This is a genomic window from Streptomyces albus subsp. albus (genome assembly GCF_000719865.1).
Lineage (GTDB): Bacteria > Actinomycetota > Actinomycetes > Streptomycetales > Streptomycetaceae > Streptomyces > Streptomyces albus_E.
In genome coordinates, this window is record NZ_JOID01000008.1 from 458,420 (window position 1) to 474,350 (window position 15,931).

The following is a 15,931-nucleotide window of genomic DNA, read 5'->3' on the forward strand; positions in this document are numbered from 1 at the left end:
GCGCCTCCTTCCCGCCCCTCCTTGCCCGTCCCGCCGGTCCCGTCTCGCCGCGCGAACGCCCGACGGCCAGGCCGTCCGCGCCCCGTTTCCCCGCTCCCTCCGCCGTTCCCTCCGCCGTACGAACAGGAAGAGATCCGCTCATGGTTCCGCCCGGCTCCGGCTCCGCAGCCCCGACCCCGGCCCCGACCCCGGCCCCGTCCTCACCCCCGTCCCCGTCCGCTTCCGGAGGACGTCCGGTGAGCGCCCCCCGCCGGGGCCGGGACCGGAAGGCCCGCATCCTGCCCGCGCCCTCCGGGCGGCCCCGGGTCACCGGCGAACCGCCCCGGGTGGCCGTCATCGGCGGCGGCATCGCCGGGCTGGCGGCCGCCACCGGGCTCGCCGAGCGCGGCGTCCGCGTCACCCTGTACGAGCGCGAACCCGGCCTCGGCGGGCGCCTCGCCGGATGGCCCGTCGAGCTCGCCGACGGCTCGTCCGCCACCATGAGCCGCGGGTTCCACGCGTTCTTCCGTCAGTACTACAACCTCCGGGGGCTGCTGCGGCGGGCCGACCCGAACCTCGGCATGCTCACCGGCCTGCCGGACTATCCCCTCCAGCACAGCGGCGGGCTGCGCGACAGCTTCGCCCGCGTCCCGCGCACACCGCCGTGGAGCGCCCTCGGCTTCGCCGCCCTCAGCCCCACCTTCGGCCGGCGCGACCTCGCCCGGATGAACCCCCGCGCGGCGCTGCCCCTTCTCGACGTGCGCGTGCCGGAGGTCTACGAACGACTGGACGGCATCAGCGCCGCCGAACTGCTGTCCCGCATCCGCTTTCCCGAAGCCGCGCACCACCTCGCCTTCGAGGTGTTCTCCCGGAGCTTCTTCGCCGACCCGCGGCGGCTGTCGGCAGCCGAGATGGTGCTGATGTTCCACATCTACTTCCTCGGCTCCAGCGAGGGCCTGCTCTTCGACGTGCCGGACGAGCCGTTCCCGCAGGCGCTGTGGGAGCCGCTGGGCGCGTATCTCGCCGGGCACGGCGCCGAGCTGCGCACCGGGTGCGCGGTGGAGACCGTGGAGCCCGTGCGGCCCGGACCCGACGGCGGCTTCACCGTCACCGCGGCGGACGGGCCGCTGCGCTGCGACGCCGTGGTGCTCGCCCTCGACACCGGCGGGCTGCGCGAACTGGTCGGCCGCTCGCCCCGGTTGGGGAACGAGCACTGGCGCGAGCGGATCGCGCGGCTGCGCACCGCGCCGCCCTTCCTGGTCTCCCGGCTGTGGCTGGACGGCCCCGTGGCCGCCGACCGCCCCGGCTTCCTCGGGACGAGCGGCTACGGGCCGCTGGACAACGTCAGCGTGCTGGACCGCTGGGAGGGCGAGGCGGCGCGCTGGGCCGCCCGTACCGGCGGCTCGGTGGTCGAACTGCACGCCTACGCCGTCGATCCGGCCGCCGACCGGAGGACCGAGCAGGAACGGCTCGTCGCCGAACTGCACCGCGTCTACCCCGAGACCGGTGACGCGAAGATCGTCGACGTACGGCACGAATGGCGCGCGGACTGCCCGCTGTTCCCGGTGGGCGGCTACCGGGACCGGCCCACGGTGCACACGCCCGACCCGGCCCTCGTGGTGGCCGGCGACCTGGTGCGCACCGGGCTCCCCGTGGCGCTGATGGAGCGCGCCGCGACATCCGGCTTCCTCGCCTCCAACGCCCTGCTGGAGCGCTGGGGTGTGCGCGGGCAGACACTGTGGACGGTGCCGCAGAAGGGACGCACGGCGCTGCTGCGGGCGCTGGCCGGCCGGCTGGGCACGGAGGCGCGGCCGGCGGGGGTCTGACGCAAGGGCCGACGCCCGGGCCTGCCGGGTTCCGCCGGGAGATGTGACCGGTCAAAGGGTGTGCGGAGTAGCGGTTGTCGGCGCCCGCCGACGTTCGGCCGCTGCCGCCGTTCCTGCTGACTCCGCTGCTCCGGTGTTGGCCGGCCGGACGGTGCGCGGGGGCCCGGCGGCCCGCACGGCACGTGTGCGAGTGCGGGCCGCCGCCCGTGCGGTTCGTTCAGCCCGGGAAGCGGCCCGTGCTGCGGAGTTCCCAGCGGCGTTCCGCGTACGCCAGGTCGTCGCGCCACAGGCGGCCCGCCGCCGCGCGCATCAGCGGGCGGAGCAGCGGCGCCGCCGCGCGGGCCAGCGCGAAGCCCTTGCGGTCGGAGGCCGCGACCACCGCCTCGGTCACCGCCGTGCGCGGTGGCCGTCCGGAGGCGGCGTCCGGGGCCGTCAGCGGCGTGGCGTGCGTCTCGACGACCGATCCCCGGCCCTCGCCCTCCGCGATGTGCATGACGACGGTCCGCGGTTCGGGTGCCGTGAACACCGCCCGCACCGGCACCACCGCCCGGCCCGCCACCTTGAACGACACGTCCACGGCGAAGCCGTCCTCGCCCGCGCCCCCGTCACCGCCGTCCCCGTGCGGGGTGTCCACCACGGTGAGGTCCACGAACGAGTACGGGTGGAACCAGGCGCCGTGCCAGGGGTCGAGCCGGTTGGCCACGATGTCCTCCGGCTCGCAGCGACCGACGCCCGTGTAGACGGCCGGCAGCGCGCCCTCCGGCTCCGGCCGGACCGGCAGCACCGGCCGCTCCAGCGGTTCCTCGCCGCCGACGGCGTCGAGGCGCACCCAGACCAGCAGCCCGTCGTCGTACACCGGATACGGCTCCCAGCCGGCGAACGGGGCGCCCGTGAGGGCCAGTCCGTGCCAGTGGCAGACGAGCGTGCCGCAGCGCACCGGGCTGTCCTTCAGGGACGCGCCGAGGTGCGGGCAGGCGCCCGGTCCGGCGCGCAGCCGCCCGTCGGCGTCGCGCCAGGCGACGACCTCCGCGCCGGCGACAGTGCCGCCGAGCGGGCGGCCGGCGGTGATCGCCCGGGTGGCGCCGAGGACATACCAGTTGCCGGACGGGCGTGCCTGCGCGCGCTTCAGCGCGTCGGCGATCAGGGCCGGTTTGGCCTCGCGCCAGGTCGGCCGCTGGCGGTCCCAGGGGACGGGGTCGCGGCGCAGCCGGAGCGGAAAGCGGCCGGAACGGGACGCGGGTGCGCCCGGACGCCGCCGGTTGTCGTCCGCTGCCGCGGGCATCAGGCCGCCTCCCCGTGGGCGCGTTCGGCGGCGACGGCCGGGCGGCCCGGCCGCGCAGTCGGCCGTCCGGGCCGCCACCCGGGCCGCCACGCGGCGGACGCGGCGGACGGGGGACGGCCGGTACGGGCCCGCACCCGGGCCGCCGCCACCCGGGCCAGCCCGTCGAGCGCCACGGCCGCCCGGCGCCGGCGCGGGACGACCGCCCGGCGGTGCAGCACGGCGTAACCGTCCTCCGCCACCGCCTCCAGAATGCCGCCGTAGAGCACGAACGCGGTCCGGATACAGGGCCGCGAGACCGGGTCGAGCAGGGCGATGCCCGGCGCCGCCTCCCGGTACACCCCGCGGGTGAGATCGGCGGCGGCCATCAGCGCGGCCGTGACGCGCGGGTCGCGGGCACCGGTCGCGCGGCTCCACTGGAGGAGGTCGCGGTCGACACCGTGTGCGGCGAGCAGGTCGGCGGGGAGGTACACCCGGCCGCGGTCGAGGTCCTCGCCCACGTCCCGCAGGAAGTTGGTGAGCTGGAAGGCGACGCCCAGCGCGGCGGCGTGCGGCGCCGCCTCCTCGCGGGGCCCGACGGTGCCCAGGACCGGCAGCATCTGCAGGCCGATGACCGCCGCCGAGCCGTGCATGTAGCGCCGCAGGTCGTCGTAGGTGGGGTAGTCCGTGACCTCCAGGTCGCTGCGCATCGAGTCCATGAAGTCGGTGAGGTGACGGTGGTCGATGGCGTAGCGGTGCGCGGTATGCGCCAGAGCCCGCACCACCGGCTCGTCGCCCACGGCGTTCCGGGAGCTGTCCGGGGCGCCGTTCTCGGTGCCGTCCCGGACGCCGTCCCCGTACCGGCTGCCGTCCCGGAGCCCTGCCATGAGCCGCTCGCGCAGGCGTTCGAGTGCCAGGCCCCGTTCGCCGGGGGACGTGTCGCGCCCCAGGTCGTCCACGATGTCGTCGGCCCAGCGGGCGAAGCCGTACAGGGCGTGGACGGCGGGGCGCCGTTCGACGGGGAGCAGCCGGGTGGCGAGGAAGTAGGTCTTGCCGTGACGGGCGTTGAGCCGCCGGCACTCGCTGTAGGCGGCGCGGAGGGCGGGGTCCGTGATGCCCGCCGCGTCCAGTTCACGTTCGGTCATACGTGTGTGCCTTTCCTGGCGGGGCCGGGGACGCGGCCGGTGGCCGGCCGCCGCCGAGCGGGCGCCCCGGTGACGCGGGCGGCGGCGAGCTTCCCCGAGATCAGTACGGTCGGCACCCCCACCCCCGGGGTGGTGCCGCAGCCGGCGAGCACGGCGTTCTCCGTGCCGCGGACGAGGTTGCGCGGCCGGAACGGGCCGGTCTGCGCGAAGGTGTGCGCGGCCGAGAAGGGGGTTCCGGCGGCGTGTCCCTCGGCGGCCCAGTCGGCGGGGGTGACCAGGCACTCCTCCTCGATCGCCGTACCGAGGCCGGTGAGGCCGCGGCGCTCCAGTTCGGTCAGCAGACCGTCCCGGTAGCGGGGCGCGAGGTCCGTCCATTCGCGGACGCCGGGGCCGATGTCGGTGTTGGGGCAGGGCGCGAGGACGTAGTGCAGATGGCGGTCCGGGGGCGCCAGCGCCGGGTCGGTGGCGGTCGGCCGGGTGATGAGCAGGGAGGGGTCGCTCATCAGCTCGCCGGTGCGGGTCAGTTCGCGGAAGGTGCTCTTCCAGGCGGCGCCGAACGAGATGGTGTGGTGGGCCAGTCCGGGCCAGGTGCGGTCGGTGCCCGCGTGCAGGATCACCGCCGACGGGGAGTGGCGCAGGGCGACCGGGCGGCGTGGCCGGCGGCCCAGCAGCCGGTACGTCACGGGCAGGTCAGGGGTGAGGACGACGGCGTCGCAGGGGATGCGGTCCCGGTCGGTGACGACGGCGGTGATCCGCTCCCCCGAGCCGGAGCGGGAACCCGGGCCGGAGCCGGAGCGCTCCAGCTCCGTCACCTCCTCCCCGTACCGGAACTCGGCCCCGGCGTCGGCCGCCGCGTCCGCCAGTGCCTTCGGCAGGGCGTGCATGCCGCCCCGGGGGAAGTACACGCCGGCGACGGTGTCCATGTAGGCGATGACGGCGTACGCGGCGAGGGCCCGGGCCGGCGGCACCCCGGCGTACAGCGCCTGAAAGGAGAAGACCCGGCGCAGCCGCTCGTCGGAGAGGAAGGAGCCGATCCGGGCGTCGAGCCGGCCGAAGCCGCCGAGCGCGGCCAGCCGGGCCAGGTCCGGGTGGAGGAGCTGGAACGGGGAGTCGAAGTTGGCGTCGATGAAGCGGCGCATCTGCACCGCGTACAGCTTCTCCAGCCAGCCGCGCAGCCGCCGGTAGCCGGCGGCCTCGCGGGCACCGGCGAAGCGTTCGACCTCGGCCTCCATCGCCTCGGCGCCGGTGTGTACGTCGAGGACGGCCCCGTCGGCGAACCGGGCCCGGTAGGCGGGGTGCAGCGGTACGAGGTCCAGCCGGTCGCGGAGGCTGTCGCCGACGGCGGCCAGCGCGTCGTCCACCAGTTCGGGCATGGTCAGCACGGTGGGCCCGGTGTCCATGCGGTAGCCCCCGCGGTCCAGGCGGCCGGCGCGGCCGCCGGGCAGGGTGCCGCGCTCCACGACGGTCACGCGCCGGCCCGCGCCCAGCAGATGCAGCGCGGCGGACAGTCCGGCCAGTCCGGCGCCGACGACCACCACATGGTCGGTGCGGCCCCGGACGGTTCTCGTCGGCGTCATCGGCGGTCTCCTTCGGCAGTGGCGGAGAGGAGCAGCGGTACGGGCAGCCCGTCCGGCGGCCCCGCGGCGGTGCGTCGGCCGGACGCGGCGGCGGCCGCGTGGTCCGGCCCCGCGCCCACGCCCGCGACGGCCGACAGCAGGGCCCGCAGACGGCGGCCCGCGACGGGCTCCACGGCGGCCCCCGCCAGATGGCGCGCGCTCTGGGCGACCAGCCGGTCGATCTTGCTCTCGGTGAGGGCGCGCGCCCCGGTCGCGGTGAGCACGGCCCGGACCCGGCGCAGGTCCTCGGCGGAGAGGCCGGGGTCGCCGAGGGCGCCGTCGAGGACGGCGAGGGCCGCGCCGTCACCGTCCGCCTCGGCGCGCGCCCGCGCCACGGCGACGAGATAGGTGGGCTTGCCCTCGCGGATGTCGTGCCCGGACGGTTTGCCCGTCCGCTCCGGATCGCCGAAGACGCCGAGCAGGTCGTCGCGGAGCTGGAAGGCGATGCCGGCGCAGCGGCCCGCCGAGCACAGGGCGCGCGTGGTGCGCTCGCCCGCGCCGGCGAGGGCCGCGCCCAGCGCGAGCGGGCGTTCGACCGAGTACAGGGCGCTCTTGAGACAGGCGGTGCGGATCGCGCGCACCATGGAGCGCGATCCGGTGGCCTGTCCGTGCAGGTCGAGATACTGCCCGGCCACCATCTCGGTGCGCATGGCGCGCCAGATGCCGCGGACCCTGCGGCGGGTGTCCGGCGGGAGCGGTGTCTCGGCCAGGGTGTCGTCGGCCCAGGCGAGGGCCAGGTCCCCGGCGAGGATGGCCGCCGCCCGGCCGAAGGGCTCGTCCGGGCCGGCGGCCGCTCCGTACCGGGACGGCCCGGGTCCGGGCGCCGCGAGGCGGGCGGACCCGTGCCGCCCGTACTGGGCCGCCAGTTCGACGTGGACGGTGGCCCGGCCGCGGCGCAGCGGGGAATCGTCCATCACGTCGTCGTGCACCAGCGCGCAGGTCTGGATCAGCTCCAGCCCGGCGGCGACGCGCAGCGCGGACTCCGCCGCCTCCGGGTCGCGTCCGCCGCCGCAGGCGCGCAGCCCCCACCACAGGAACTGACTGCGCATCCGCTTGCCGCCGCCGAGCGTGAAGCGCATGACGCGCTCGGCGATGTCGCGGGCGAAGACGTCGTCGATCCCGGCCGCAGCCGTGACCCGTTCGCGCAGGACTCCGTCGAGTATGTGTCCGACGGCACCCGCGACATCCGCGTCCACGGTGCCCGGTTCCATGAGGTCCGCGTCCGCGGTGCTCGTTTCCACGGAGTCCGGGTACCCGGACTCGGCGCGTGAACCCCCGTCGTCGGCCGGGAGGTTGACGGCGTCCTCGAACGGCTCCCGCGGTCCGCCCGGCGGCCGGGGCGCTGCGGGCGGACCCGGATGGCGGCCGGTGGCCGGGGGCTTCTCTGCCCGTGTGCGGCGCAATTCGCACGTCCTCTCGTCGCGTCGATCGGCTGCGGTCCCATCTCATTCGGAGCGGAGGTGCCCCGCGGATGCGGCCGGGCGGGCACGTCGCCGATGTGGCTCGGAGGCGGCGCCGGACGCCGCCGTTCCAGTCGACCACGCCGGACCCGGCCGCGCCCCGCGCCACGTCCGGCGGAGGACCGTTCGGAGGACGCGCCGCCGTCCGGAAGCCGGGGCGGCGGGCCGGGGAGCGGCGCTGCGGGCACGATGGGCGGCGGGCACCGCCGGCACCGCGGACGCCGCGAAGCCCCCCCGGCACCGCCGGCGTCGCGGACACCACCGGCGCGCCGCGGCGCGCGGGGCCCGCCCGGGCCGCCGGGCCCGGACCACCAGAGCACCTCCGGCCGGAAGGGCACCATGACCGTCTCGGTCGTCCTGTTCACCGCCGATCTGCGGCTGCACGACCATCCGCCGCTGCGGGCGGCACTCGCCTCCGCGGACGCGGTGGTGCCGCTCTTCGTCCTCGACGACGGCATCGAAGCGGCCGGGTTCACCGCGCCCAACCGGCGGGCGTTCCTCGCGGACTGCCTGGCCGCGCTCGACGCGGGACTGCGCGACCGGGGCGGCCGGCTGGTGCTGCGCTCCGGACCGGTCGTCGAGCGGGTGTGCGAGATCGCCGCGGAGACGGGCGCGGCGGAGGTGCACACGGCGGCCGGCGCCAGCGGCTACGCCCAGCGCCGGGAGCGGCGGCTGCGCAAGGCCCTCGAAGCCGATGGGCGGCGGCTGGTCGTGCACGACGCGGTGGTCACCGTGGTCCCGCCCGGAGCGGTGACCCCGGCCGGCTCCGACCACTTCGCCGTGTTCACCCCGTACTTCCGGCGCTGGTCGGCCGAGTCCCCGCGGGCGCCCCTGGCCGCCCCGCGCGCGGTGCGCGTGCCCGACGGGCCCGGCTCGGAGCCGCTGCCCTCCCGCGCCGCCGTCACCGGCGTCTCCCCGGCCCTCGCGGCGGGCGGCGAGACCGAGGGCCGGCGGCGTGCCGCGGCCTGGCTGCGCGGCGGCATCGCGGCCTACGAGGACCGGCACGACGACATGGCGGGCGACGCCACCTCGCGCCTCTCGCCCCACCTCCACTTCGGCACCGTCTCCGCGGCCGAACTCGCGCACCGGGCGCGCAGGACGGGCGGCCCCGGCGCCGAGGCGTTCGTACGGCAGCTGTGCTGGCGGGACTTCCACCACCAGGTGCTCGCCGCCCGGCCCGCCGCCGCGCACGCGGACTACCGCACCCGCCACGACCGCTGGCGCACCGGGCCGGACGCCGCGGCGGACCTCGCGGCCTGGAAGGAGGGCCGCACCGGCTATCCGGTGGTCGACGCGGCGATGCGGCAGCTCGCCCACGAGGGCTGGACGCACAACCGCGGCCGGCTGCTCGCCGCGAGCTTCCTGACCAAGACCTTGTACGTCGACTGGCGCGACGGCGCCCGGCACTTCCTGGAGTGGCTGGTCGACGGGGACGTCGCCAACAACCAGCTCAACTGGCAGTGGGTCGCCGGAACGGGCACCGACACCCGGCCGCACCGGGTACTCAACCCCGTCGCCCAGGGGCGCCGCTACGACCGCGACGGTGCCTACGTCCGCCGCTGGGTCCCCGAACTGGCGGACGTGGACCGCCGGTTCATCCACGAACCGTGGCGGCTGCCGGAGGCGGAGCGGAGCCGGTACGGCTACCCGGAGCCGGTCATCGGCCTCGCGGAGGGCCTGGCCCGCTTCAAACGGGCCCGCGGCCGCGACTGACCGCGCGGCGGGCTCGGAAGCGCGTGTCCCCTACGGCTCCCGCGGCCCCGTGCGGCGCAGCCGCATGAGCGCCTCCAGCGCCTCCCGCAGCCCGAGCGGCCGCAGTGTTCCGGGAACGGCCGGCCCCGCCCAGCCCGGACCGGCGAGCAGCACCGCCGGATGGGTCCGCGCGCCCCTCACCCCCCACGCGCTGGCGGCCACGTGCCGTGCCAGCGGGCGGTTGGCGGTCGAACGGCTCTGCGACCACAGGACGACGGCCGCCGGCCCGGTGCGCCGCACCGCCGCGTCCAGTGCCTCCGCCGGCAGCGCCGGACCGAACATGCGCACGGGGACGCCCTGTTCGGCCAGACCGGCCGCCAGCGCCTCCAGCGGCAGCGCGTGCTGCTCGTCCGGCACGCAGGCCAGCAGCACGGGCGGAGACCCGGGCGGCGCGGGTGTCCCGGACGTCTCCGGCGGCGCGGGCGCGGCGGGCGGCACGCGGCGCAGGGCTGAGGAGATGTGCCAGGACAGCAGGTGCTCCACCTCGACGTAACGGTCCCCGGCCGTCTCCCACTTGCGGCCCGCCGCGCGCAGGGTCGGCACCATCACCTCCTCCCAGGCGGTGACCAGGCCGTACTGCGCGACGGCGGACGCCAGCAACCGCTCCACGGCCGCCGCGTCCAGCCGCACGGCGGCCCGCGCCAGCCCGCGGCACTCCTGCCGTACGTCGCCCAGCGGCAGCCCGTTCCCGGAACCGGGCTGCCGTGCGGCGGCGCGCGGGGCCGGTACGGCGCACTCACCGGCCCGCGCGGCGTCCGCCGTCGCGGGCGGTGGGGCGGAACGGGTGTCCGCCGCCGCGACCGGAGGAGGCGGCACGTGGGACGGCCCACCGGGGAACGGGATGGACGACGGGGAGAGGGAGGCGGCGGACGACGCGTGCGCTTCGGATGGCGGGGCGGCGGAGACGCCCGCCGTACCGCCGGGGCCGGAGCGGTCCGTGGCAGGGACCGGGCGGGGGACACGCGCGGCGCGGGCGGCACGGGCGGCACGGGCCGCCTCGGCCGGGGGGATGCCCGAGGCCGTGAGCCGGCACATCTCCTCCAGCACCGCGATGTCGCGCGGCGCCCACCGGCGGTGCCGGCCGTCCGCCCGGACCTCGGGCCCGACGCCGTAACGGCGGTCCCAGGACCGCAGGGTGGCGGGGGAGACGCCGAGCCGGCGCGCCACCGCCCCGGTGGTCGTCCCCATGGCGCCGGCCGTATCCGTGCCCTTGTGTTGCACTGCGTCGCTCCCCACGCCTTCACCATACGTTGCACAAACGATGCGAGTTGTCGTCCCGGGCGGTCTCTTCCGATGCTGGCGGGGCCGCGGCGCCACGGAGGCGTTCCGGCGGTGCCCCGTGTCCGCCACCCGGCCTCCGGCGGGCGCGGGGCCGCCCGTCGCACCGGCCGGCTCCGAACCGGCAGGAGGAGCAGTTCGCCATGACCGCACAGCACACCGCCCCGCAGACGACCGCCCCGCCGACGACCGCGCCGGCGGACGGCGCGCCGCCCGGCCCCGGGCCCCGGACGGCCCTCCGTTCCGTCGAGCCCCGACCCGCCGGAATCCGCCCCGCGGAGCGCCTGTCCGCCGGACTCCCGTCCGCCGGCCCCCTGTCCGACGAGGAGGTCGCCACCGGACTTGCCGCCGGGGACGAGAACTGCCTGGCCGTCGCCTACCACCGCTGGGGCGCGCTGGTGCACACGCTCGCCCGGCGCGCGCTGGCGGACGAGCGCGAGGCCGAGGACGTCACCCAGCAGGTCTTCATCGCGGCCTGGCGGGGCCGCGCGGGCTACCGGCCGGAACGCGGTTCCCTGCCCGGCTGGCTGACGGGGATCACCCGGTTCAAGACCGCCGACGCGCTGGCGCACCGAACGCGCCGCGCCGAGCTGACGGCGGCCGCGGGCGCGGCCCGGCCGCCCGGCTTCCCCGGCGCCGGGGCCCGCCCGGAAGCCGTGATCGACCGGGTGCTCGTCCACCGCGAACTGGAGCGGCTCCCGGCCGCCCAGCGGCTGGTGCTGCGCATGGCGTTCTACGACGACCTCACGCAGGCCCAGATAGCGGTCCGGACCGGGCTGCCGCTCGGCACCGTGAAGAGCCATGTCCGCCGCGGCCTGCGCCGCCTGCGCGACGCCCTCGGCCCGGAGCTCTCGGGCGCGGAGGAGGCCGCCTGACGCCGGGCGGTCCGACGCCCGGCCGCCCAAACCTCCGGCACCCCATGAGACGCGGCACCGGCCGGCGTGCGGGCGGCCCTCCCGGCGCCGGCGCGCGCACGCCGACCGGTCAATCGCTGCACGAACGTTGCGGCTTCAGTCTCCGCCCGGCTCCTTGATGCGCCCCGCCCGAGCCCGCCCACCACCCCGGACCACCTCGGCCGCCAGGTTCTCCGCCCCTCCGTGCCGAATCGGGCCGCCGTGTCCGGTGCCGTGCGCCGCACGGCGAGGGCCGCCCTGCCGGGCGTGAGCGGGCGCGCCCGGCGCCCGAGACCCCGTGGCGGAGGCCGGGCAGGCCCTACGCCCCCGCCGCCCGGGCCGGTCCCGGTTCCGCGTCGGCCAGGTTGTCCGGGAGGCGCAAGCCCTGCCGCAGCGGCACCAGTTCGGTCTGCAGCACCATGGTCGCCGCCCCGATCGCCGGTGCCGTGGCCGCCGAGGTGGACAGGCGTACGGCCACGGAGTGGGTGGCGCGGGAGAAGAAGGAGCGGTCCAGCTCCTCCTGCACCACGGGCAGATACGTGGCGCCCGCGATCGCCAGGCTCGGCCCGGTGAGCACCAGCAGTTCGAGGTCCATCACATTGGCCAGGGTGCGGGCCGCCACCGCGAGATAGCGTGCCGACCGCTCCAGCAGCGCCCGGGCCGCCGGCTCGCCGCCGCGCGCGGCCCGCGCGACCGCCGCGAACTCCGCGACCACCGACGGCCGGGCGCCCTTCGCGCCGTCCTCGCCGGTCAGCCCGGTGACCCGGGCGAGGTGCGCGTCGGCCCGGGCGGCGGCGACGACGGAGGCCGGTCCGGCCATCACCTCCGTGCAGCCGCGCGCTCCGCACCAGCACTCCGGTCCGTCCACGTCGAGGCAGATGTGGCCGATCTCGCCGGCGTTGCCGCTGGCGCCGCGGTACGCGAGGCCGTTGATGAGCATCCCGGCGCCGATGCCGGTGCCCATGTAGAGGGCGGCGAAGGTGGAGGTGCCGCCGACGACTCCGGACCAGTGTTCGCCGAGCGCCGCCGCGGTGGCGTCGTTGTCGAGGACGACGGGCAGCCCGGTGGCCTTCTCCAGGGCGCGGTCGAGGGGGAAGTCCTCCCAGGGCCGCATGGCGGGCGGGGTCAGCCGCATCCCGCTGGTGGGGGTGAGCGGCCCGGGGGAGACGAGGCCGAGGCCGAGCACCCGGTCGCGTTCGACGCCGACGCCGTCGATCAGGGCGTCGACCTCCCCGGCCATCCGTTCGACGACCACCGGCGGGTCCTCGGCGCCGACCCCGGCGCGGGACATGCGGGCGACGACCGAGCCGCCGAGGTTCGTCAGGACGTAGGTGATGCCGGCCTGGTCGAGGTGGACGCCGACCGCGTAGCGCGAGGACTGGTTGAGCTGGAGGAGGACCCGCGGCTTGCCGCCGGTGGACTCGGCCCGTCCGGTCTCCAGCACCAGGCCGTCGTCGATGAGGCGGCGGACGACGGTGGAGATGGTGGCCCCGGTGAAGCCGGTGGCCCGGACCAGTCCGACCCGGCTGATGGTGCCCGCGGCCCGGATCACGTCGAGTACGGCGGATCTGCTGCTCGTATGGGGTGTGGCCTGCGCCGGTCCGCTGGGTCCGCTCATGAATCCTCCGCCCGCGCTCAGGGTGCGCGCTCACGATATCGGTGCCCCCGGCAGCGGGTCGCACCGCGCGAGCGCGCTTAGTTTAGCCGCTTGACGAAGTCCCGCCGCCGGGGCGGAGGCCGGGCCGCGACCGGGCATCGCCCGGCCCGCCGGGCGCCTCGGGCGCCGGGTCGCGTCTCGGCGGGATCGCGGAGCGCCGCGTGTCGTGCGAGCCTCCGTGCCCCCTCCGCATCCGGCGATCGCCGGGGTCTTGACTTTCTTTATTCGGCGTCTTAACAATCTCCGCACAGCGACGGACGCCCCCAACGGGGCGGGCGCACCGGGCACTTCGGAGTGCCGGCCAGTGACGGAGAGGACCGACTATGTTCCTGCAGGCGAACCGACGGCGCGCACGCACGGCAGCGGTCGGCGCGGTGGCCGCGGCCATGCTGCTGGCCGGGTGCTCCGGGGGCGGCGACTCGGCCCGGGGTGACGACACGCTGATCGTCTACACCGGTCAGTCGGGCGACTACCAGGCCAACTTCAACCCGTACTCCCCGTCCCGGCTCGACGGCGACGGCACCATTTTCGAACCCCTGTTCTTCTACAACCTCACCAAGAACGAGGAGCCGACCCCCCGGCTGGGTACCGAGTACTCCTGGAACGAGGACGGCACCGAGCTGACGGTCTCCCTGCGCGAGGGCGTGACATGGGGCGACGGGGAGAAGTTCACCGCCGACGACGTCGTCTTCACGCTGGACATGATCACCAAGCACCCGACCATGAACGGCACCGGGTTCAAGGGCAAGGCCACCGCCGTCGACGACACCCACGTCCGGATCACCTTCGACAAGCCCTCCTTCATGGAGGCCCCGCAGGTCCTCGGCCGCGTCTGGATCGTGCCGGAGCACATCTGGGGCAAGATCGGCGACCCGTCGAAGGACGTCATGAAGAAGCCGGTCGGCACCGGCCCGTTCGCCCTGGACACCTTCAAGGCGCAGGCGTTCACCCTCAAGGCCAACCCCGGCTACTGGGACGGCGAGCCGGCCGTCAAGAAGATCCGCTACCTTTCCCTCTCCGGCAACCAGGCGGGCGCCGACGCCCTCGCCGCCGGGAAGATCGACTGGCAGACCGGCCCGGTGCCCGACATGCAGAACGTGGAAAAGAACTACCCCGGCTACAAGGCCGTCACGGTCCCGCTGAACCAGACCGTGCTGATGACCTGCGCCGCCGCCGACAAGGGCTGCAAGGGCCCGCAGACCGACCCGGCCGTCCGTAAGGCGATCTACCACGCGCTGGACCGCACGCAGATCAACAAGCTGGCCTTCCAGGGCACGTCCTCCGAGATCTCCCCCGGCTTCGCCCTCCCCGAGCGCGACAAGGCCCTCATCTCCGATGAGCTGGAGGACCGGCTCGCCCCGATGGAGCCGGACGCGGCCAAGGCGGCCGATGTCCTGGAGGACGCCGGCTACAAGAAGAACGGCGAGGGGATCTACGCCAAGGACGGCAAACCGCTGGAGCTGACCATCAAGGTGGTCACCGGCTGGACCGACTACATCACCGCCGTCGACACCATGGGCCAGCAGCTCAAGAAGGCCGGCATCAAGGTGACGGCGCAGCAGCTGTCGTGGAACGAGTGGTCCGACGCCCGCGGCCAGGGCGAGTACGAACTGCTGATCGACTCGTTGTACCAGGGCCCCTCGGCCGACCCGTACTACCTCTACAACTACTTCTACTCCTCCGCGACCACCGCGAAGGTCGGCGAGGCCGCCAACCCGAACTTCTCCCGGTGGACGGACAAGGCCGTCGACCGCGCGCTCGACGAGCTCAAGGCCATCAGCCGCGAGGACACCGCGGAGCGCCAGAAGCGGTTCGACACCATCCAGACGGCCATCGAGCGCGACATGCCGTACATCCCCGTCCTGACCGCCGGCACCACCAGCGAGTACAACGCCGAGAAGTTCACCGGCTGGCCCACCGAGGAGAACATGTACGCCTTCCCGGCGGTGTGGCAGCGCCCCGACCACTCGCAGATCTTCATGAACCTGAAGCCCGCCAAGTAAGGGGCTCCGCGCAGCGGTTCGGCGGATCAGTGAGCGGTTTCGAGGAGGAGCCATGGTGAGGGACGGCCACCGATGAGGTACTACATCCGGAAGCTGGCGTTCTATGTGGTCGCCCTGTGGGCCGCCCTGACGCTCAACTTCTTCATCCCGCGGCTGATGCCGGGCAACCCGGTGGACACCCTGATGGCGAGGCTCGCCCAGCGCGGCGGCTCCGTGGACCCGTCGGTGCGCCGCTCCTACGAGCTCCTCCTCGGCACGAGGACCCGGGAACCCCTGTGGGACCAGTACCTGTCGTATCTGGTCAATCTCTTCAAGGGGGACCTGGGGATCTCGGTCAGCGTCTACCCGACGCCCGCGGCCGAGGTCATCTCGCAGTCACTGCCCTGGACGATCGTGCTGGTGGGGATCGCGACCCTGCTGTCCTTCCTCATCGGCGTCACGCTCGGCATGCTCGTCGGCTGGAAGCGCGGCACTTGGCTGGACTCGCTGGTGCCCGCCACCACCGTCCTCGCCGCGGTGCCGTACTTCTGGCTGGCGCTCATCCTGGTCGCCGTGTTCGGCTCGGCGCTCCAGTGGTTCCCGCTGCTCGGCGGCTACGACGTGATCCTCGACCCGGGCTGGAACGCGGAGTTCATCGGATCGGCGGTCTACCACGGCACGCTCCCCGCGCTCACCATCGTCATCTCCTCGGTCGGCGGCTGGCTGCTGGGGATGCGCAACATGATGGTCTCCACGGTGGACGAGGACTACGTCCTCACCGCCCGCGCCAAGGGACTGCGCGAGCGCCGCATCATGACCCACTACGCGGCGCGCAACGCCGTCCTGCCGTCGGTCGCCGGCTTCGCGATCTCCCTGGGCTTCGTCGTCGCCGGATCGATCATCACCGAGCAGGTCTTCTCGTACCCGGGCATCGGCGGAAAGCTGCTGCAGGCCGTCCAGAACAACGACTACGCCCTGATGCAGGGGATCTTCCTGGTGATCACGGTGGCGGTGCTGGGCGCCAACCTCGTCGTCGACCTGCTGTACGGACTCATCGACCCCCGCACCCGAGCCGGCAGTTGAGC

11 protein-coding genes are annotated in these 15,931 nt (G+C 75.4%); 5 read left to right on the top strand and 6 right to left on the bottom strand.

The genetic code is table 11. The features are described 5' to 3' along the window. Nucleotides 1–236 precede the first annotated feature (236 nt). The gene (locus IF83_RS0110855; protein ID WP_030543883.1) at nt 237–1,805 is read left to right on the top strand and encodes an FAD-dependent oxidoreductase; all 1,569 of its coding nucleotides are present in this window, start codon (nt 237–239) and stop codon (nt 1,803–1,805) included. A 217-nt stretch (nt 1,806–2,022) separates the two neighbouring features. Here IF83_RS0110855 and IF83_RS0110860 read toward each other — a convergent pair whose 3' ends face one another. Genes IF83_RS0110860 through IF83_RS0110875 form a run of 4 tightly spaced genes read right to left on the bottom strand, consistent with a single transcriptional unit; the run spans nt 2,023 to nt 7,065 of the window. After that, nucleotides 2,023–3,087, bottom strand: coding sequence for a DUF5914 domain-containing protein (locus tag IF83_RS0110860; protein ID WP_051722662.1), 1,065 nt, complete (start codon nt 3,085–3,087; stop codon nt 2,023–2,025). Continuing rightward, nucleotides 3,087–4,208, bottom strand: coding sequence for a phytoene/squalene synthase family protein (locus tag IF83_RS0110865; protein ID WP_078843353.1), 1,122 nt, complete (start codon nt 4,206–4,208; stop codon nt 3,087–3,089). The genes IF83_RS0110860 and IF83_RS0110865 overlap by 1 nt, the downstream gene beginning before the upstream one ends. Then, entirely contained in the window at nt 4,205–5,785 is a 1,581-nt protein-coding gene (crtI, locus tag IF83_RS0110870; protein ID WP_030543886.1) for a phytoene desaturase family protein, read from the bottom strand. Before crtI ends, IF83_RS0110865 begins: the two co-directional genes overlap by 4 nt. Next, on the bottom strand, nt 5,782–7,065 hold the full coding sequence (locus IF83_RS0110875) for a polyprenyl synthetase family protein (protein WP_394297312.1): 1,284 nt from the start codon (nt 7,063–7,065) through the stop codon (nt 5,782–5,784). Before IF83_RS0110875 ends, crtI begins: the two co-directional genes overlap by 4 nt. Before the next feature lie 558 nt (nt 7,066–7,623). Between IF83_RS0110875 and IF83_RS0110880 the strand changes: the two genes are divergently transcribed. Further along, on the top strand, nt 7,624–8,997 hold the full coding sequence (locus tag IF83_RS0110880; protein WP_030543888.1) for a cryptochrome/photolyase family protein: 1,374 nt from the start codon (nt 7,624–7,626) through the stop codon (nt 8,995–8,997). Between the two features lie 30 nt (nt 8,998–9,027). Here IF83_RS0110880 and IF83_RS30125 read toward each other — a convergent pair whose 3' ends face one another. After that, nucleotides 9,028–10,224, bottom strand: a complete 1,197-nt coding sequence (locus IF83_RS30125; RefSeq protein WP_037679445.1) for a MerR family transcriptional regulator — start codon at nt 10,222–10,224, stop codon at nt 9,028–9,030. Nucleotides 10,225–10,457: 233 nt separating this feature from the next. On the opposite strand from IF83_RS30125, the gene IF83_RS0110890 reads away from it, so the two are divergent. Then, nucleotides 10,458–11,189: an RNA polymerase sigma factor gene (locus tag IF83_RS0110890; RefSeq protein WP_078843354.1), complete on the top strand. Its 732-nt coding sequence runs from the start codon at nt 10,458–10,460 to the stop codon at nt 11,187–11,189. Nucleotides 11,190–11,526: 337 nt separating this feature from the next. On the opposite strand, the gene IF83_RS0110895 is transcribed toward IF83_RS0110890, so the two are convergent. Next, nucleotides 11,527–12,825 (bottom strand): ROK family transcriptional regulator, encoded by a 1,299-nt coding sequence (locus IF83_RS0110895; RefSeq protein ID WP_030543891.1) that lies wholly within the window; start codon nt 12,823–12,825, stop codon nt 11,527–11,529. Between the two features lie 362 nt (nt 12,826–13,187). Here IF83_RS0110895 and IF83_RS0110900 point away from each other — a divergent pair, with 362 nt between their 5' ends. Together IF83_RS0110900 and IF83_RS0110905 are read left to right on the top strand one after the other, a co-directional pair. Continuing rightward, complete coding sequence (locus IF83_RS0110900) at nt 13,188–14,867, top strand: ABC transporter substrate-binding protein (RefSeq protein ID WP_030543892.1); 1,680 nt, start codon at nt 13,188–13,190, stop codon at nt 14,865–14,867. Between the two features lie 72 nt (nt 14,868–14,939). Next, a complete protein-coding gene (locus IF83_RS0110905; RefSeq protein ID WP_030543893.1) occupies nt 14,940–15,929 on the top strand; it encodes an ABC transporter permease in 990 nt (329 codons plus the stop codon). Nucleotides 15,930–15,931: the final 2 nt, after the last annotated feature.

Excerpts from the sequence above, each read along its gene's own strand:
- IF83_RS0110865 (WP_078843353.1), bottom strand. The coding sequence starts at position 4,208 with ATGACCGAACGTGAACTGGACGCGGCGGGCATCACGGACCCCGCCCTC.
- crtI (WP_030543886.1), bottom strand. The coding sequence starts at position 5,785 with ATGACGCCGACGAGAACCGTCCGGGGCCGCACCGACCATGTGGTGGTC.
- IF83_RS0110895 (WP_030543891.1), bottom strand. The coding sequence starts at position 12,825 with ATGAGCGGACCCAGCGGACCGGCGCAGGCCACACCCCATACGAGCAGC.
- IF83_RS30125 (WP_037679445.1), bottom strand. The coding sequence starts at position 10,224 with ATGGGGACGACCACCGGGGCGGTGGCGCGCCGGCTCGGCGTCTCCCCC.
- IF83_RS0110880 (WP_030543888.1), top strand. The coding sequence starts at position 7,624 with ATGACCGTCTCGGTCGTCCTGTTCACCGCCGATCTGCGGCTGCACGAC.
- IF83_RS0110905 (WP_030543893.1), top strand. The coding sequence starts at position 14,940 with ATGAGGTACTACATCCGGAAGCTGGCGTTCTATGTGGTCGCCCTGTGG.
- IF83_RS0110900 (WP_030543892.1), top strand. The coding sequence starts at position 13,188 with ATGTTCCTGCAGGCGAACCGACGGCGCGCACGCACGGCAGCGGTCGGC.
- IF83_RS0110890 (WP_078843354.1), top strand. The coding sequence starts at position 10,458 with ATGACCGCACAGCACACCGCCCCGCAGACGACCGCCCCGCCGACGACC.
- IF83_RS0110860 (WP_051722662.1), bottom strand. The coding sequence starts at position 3,087 with ATGCCCGCGGCAGCGGACGACAACCGGCGGCGTCCGGGCGCACCCGCG.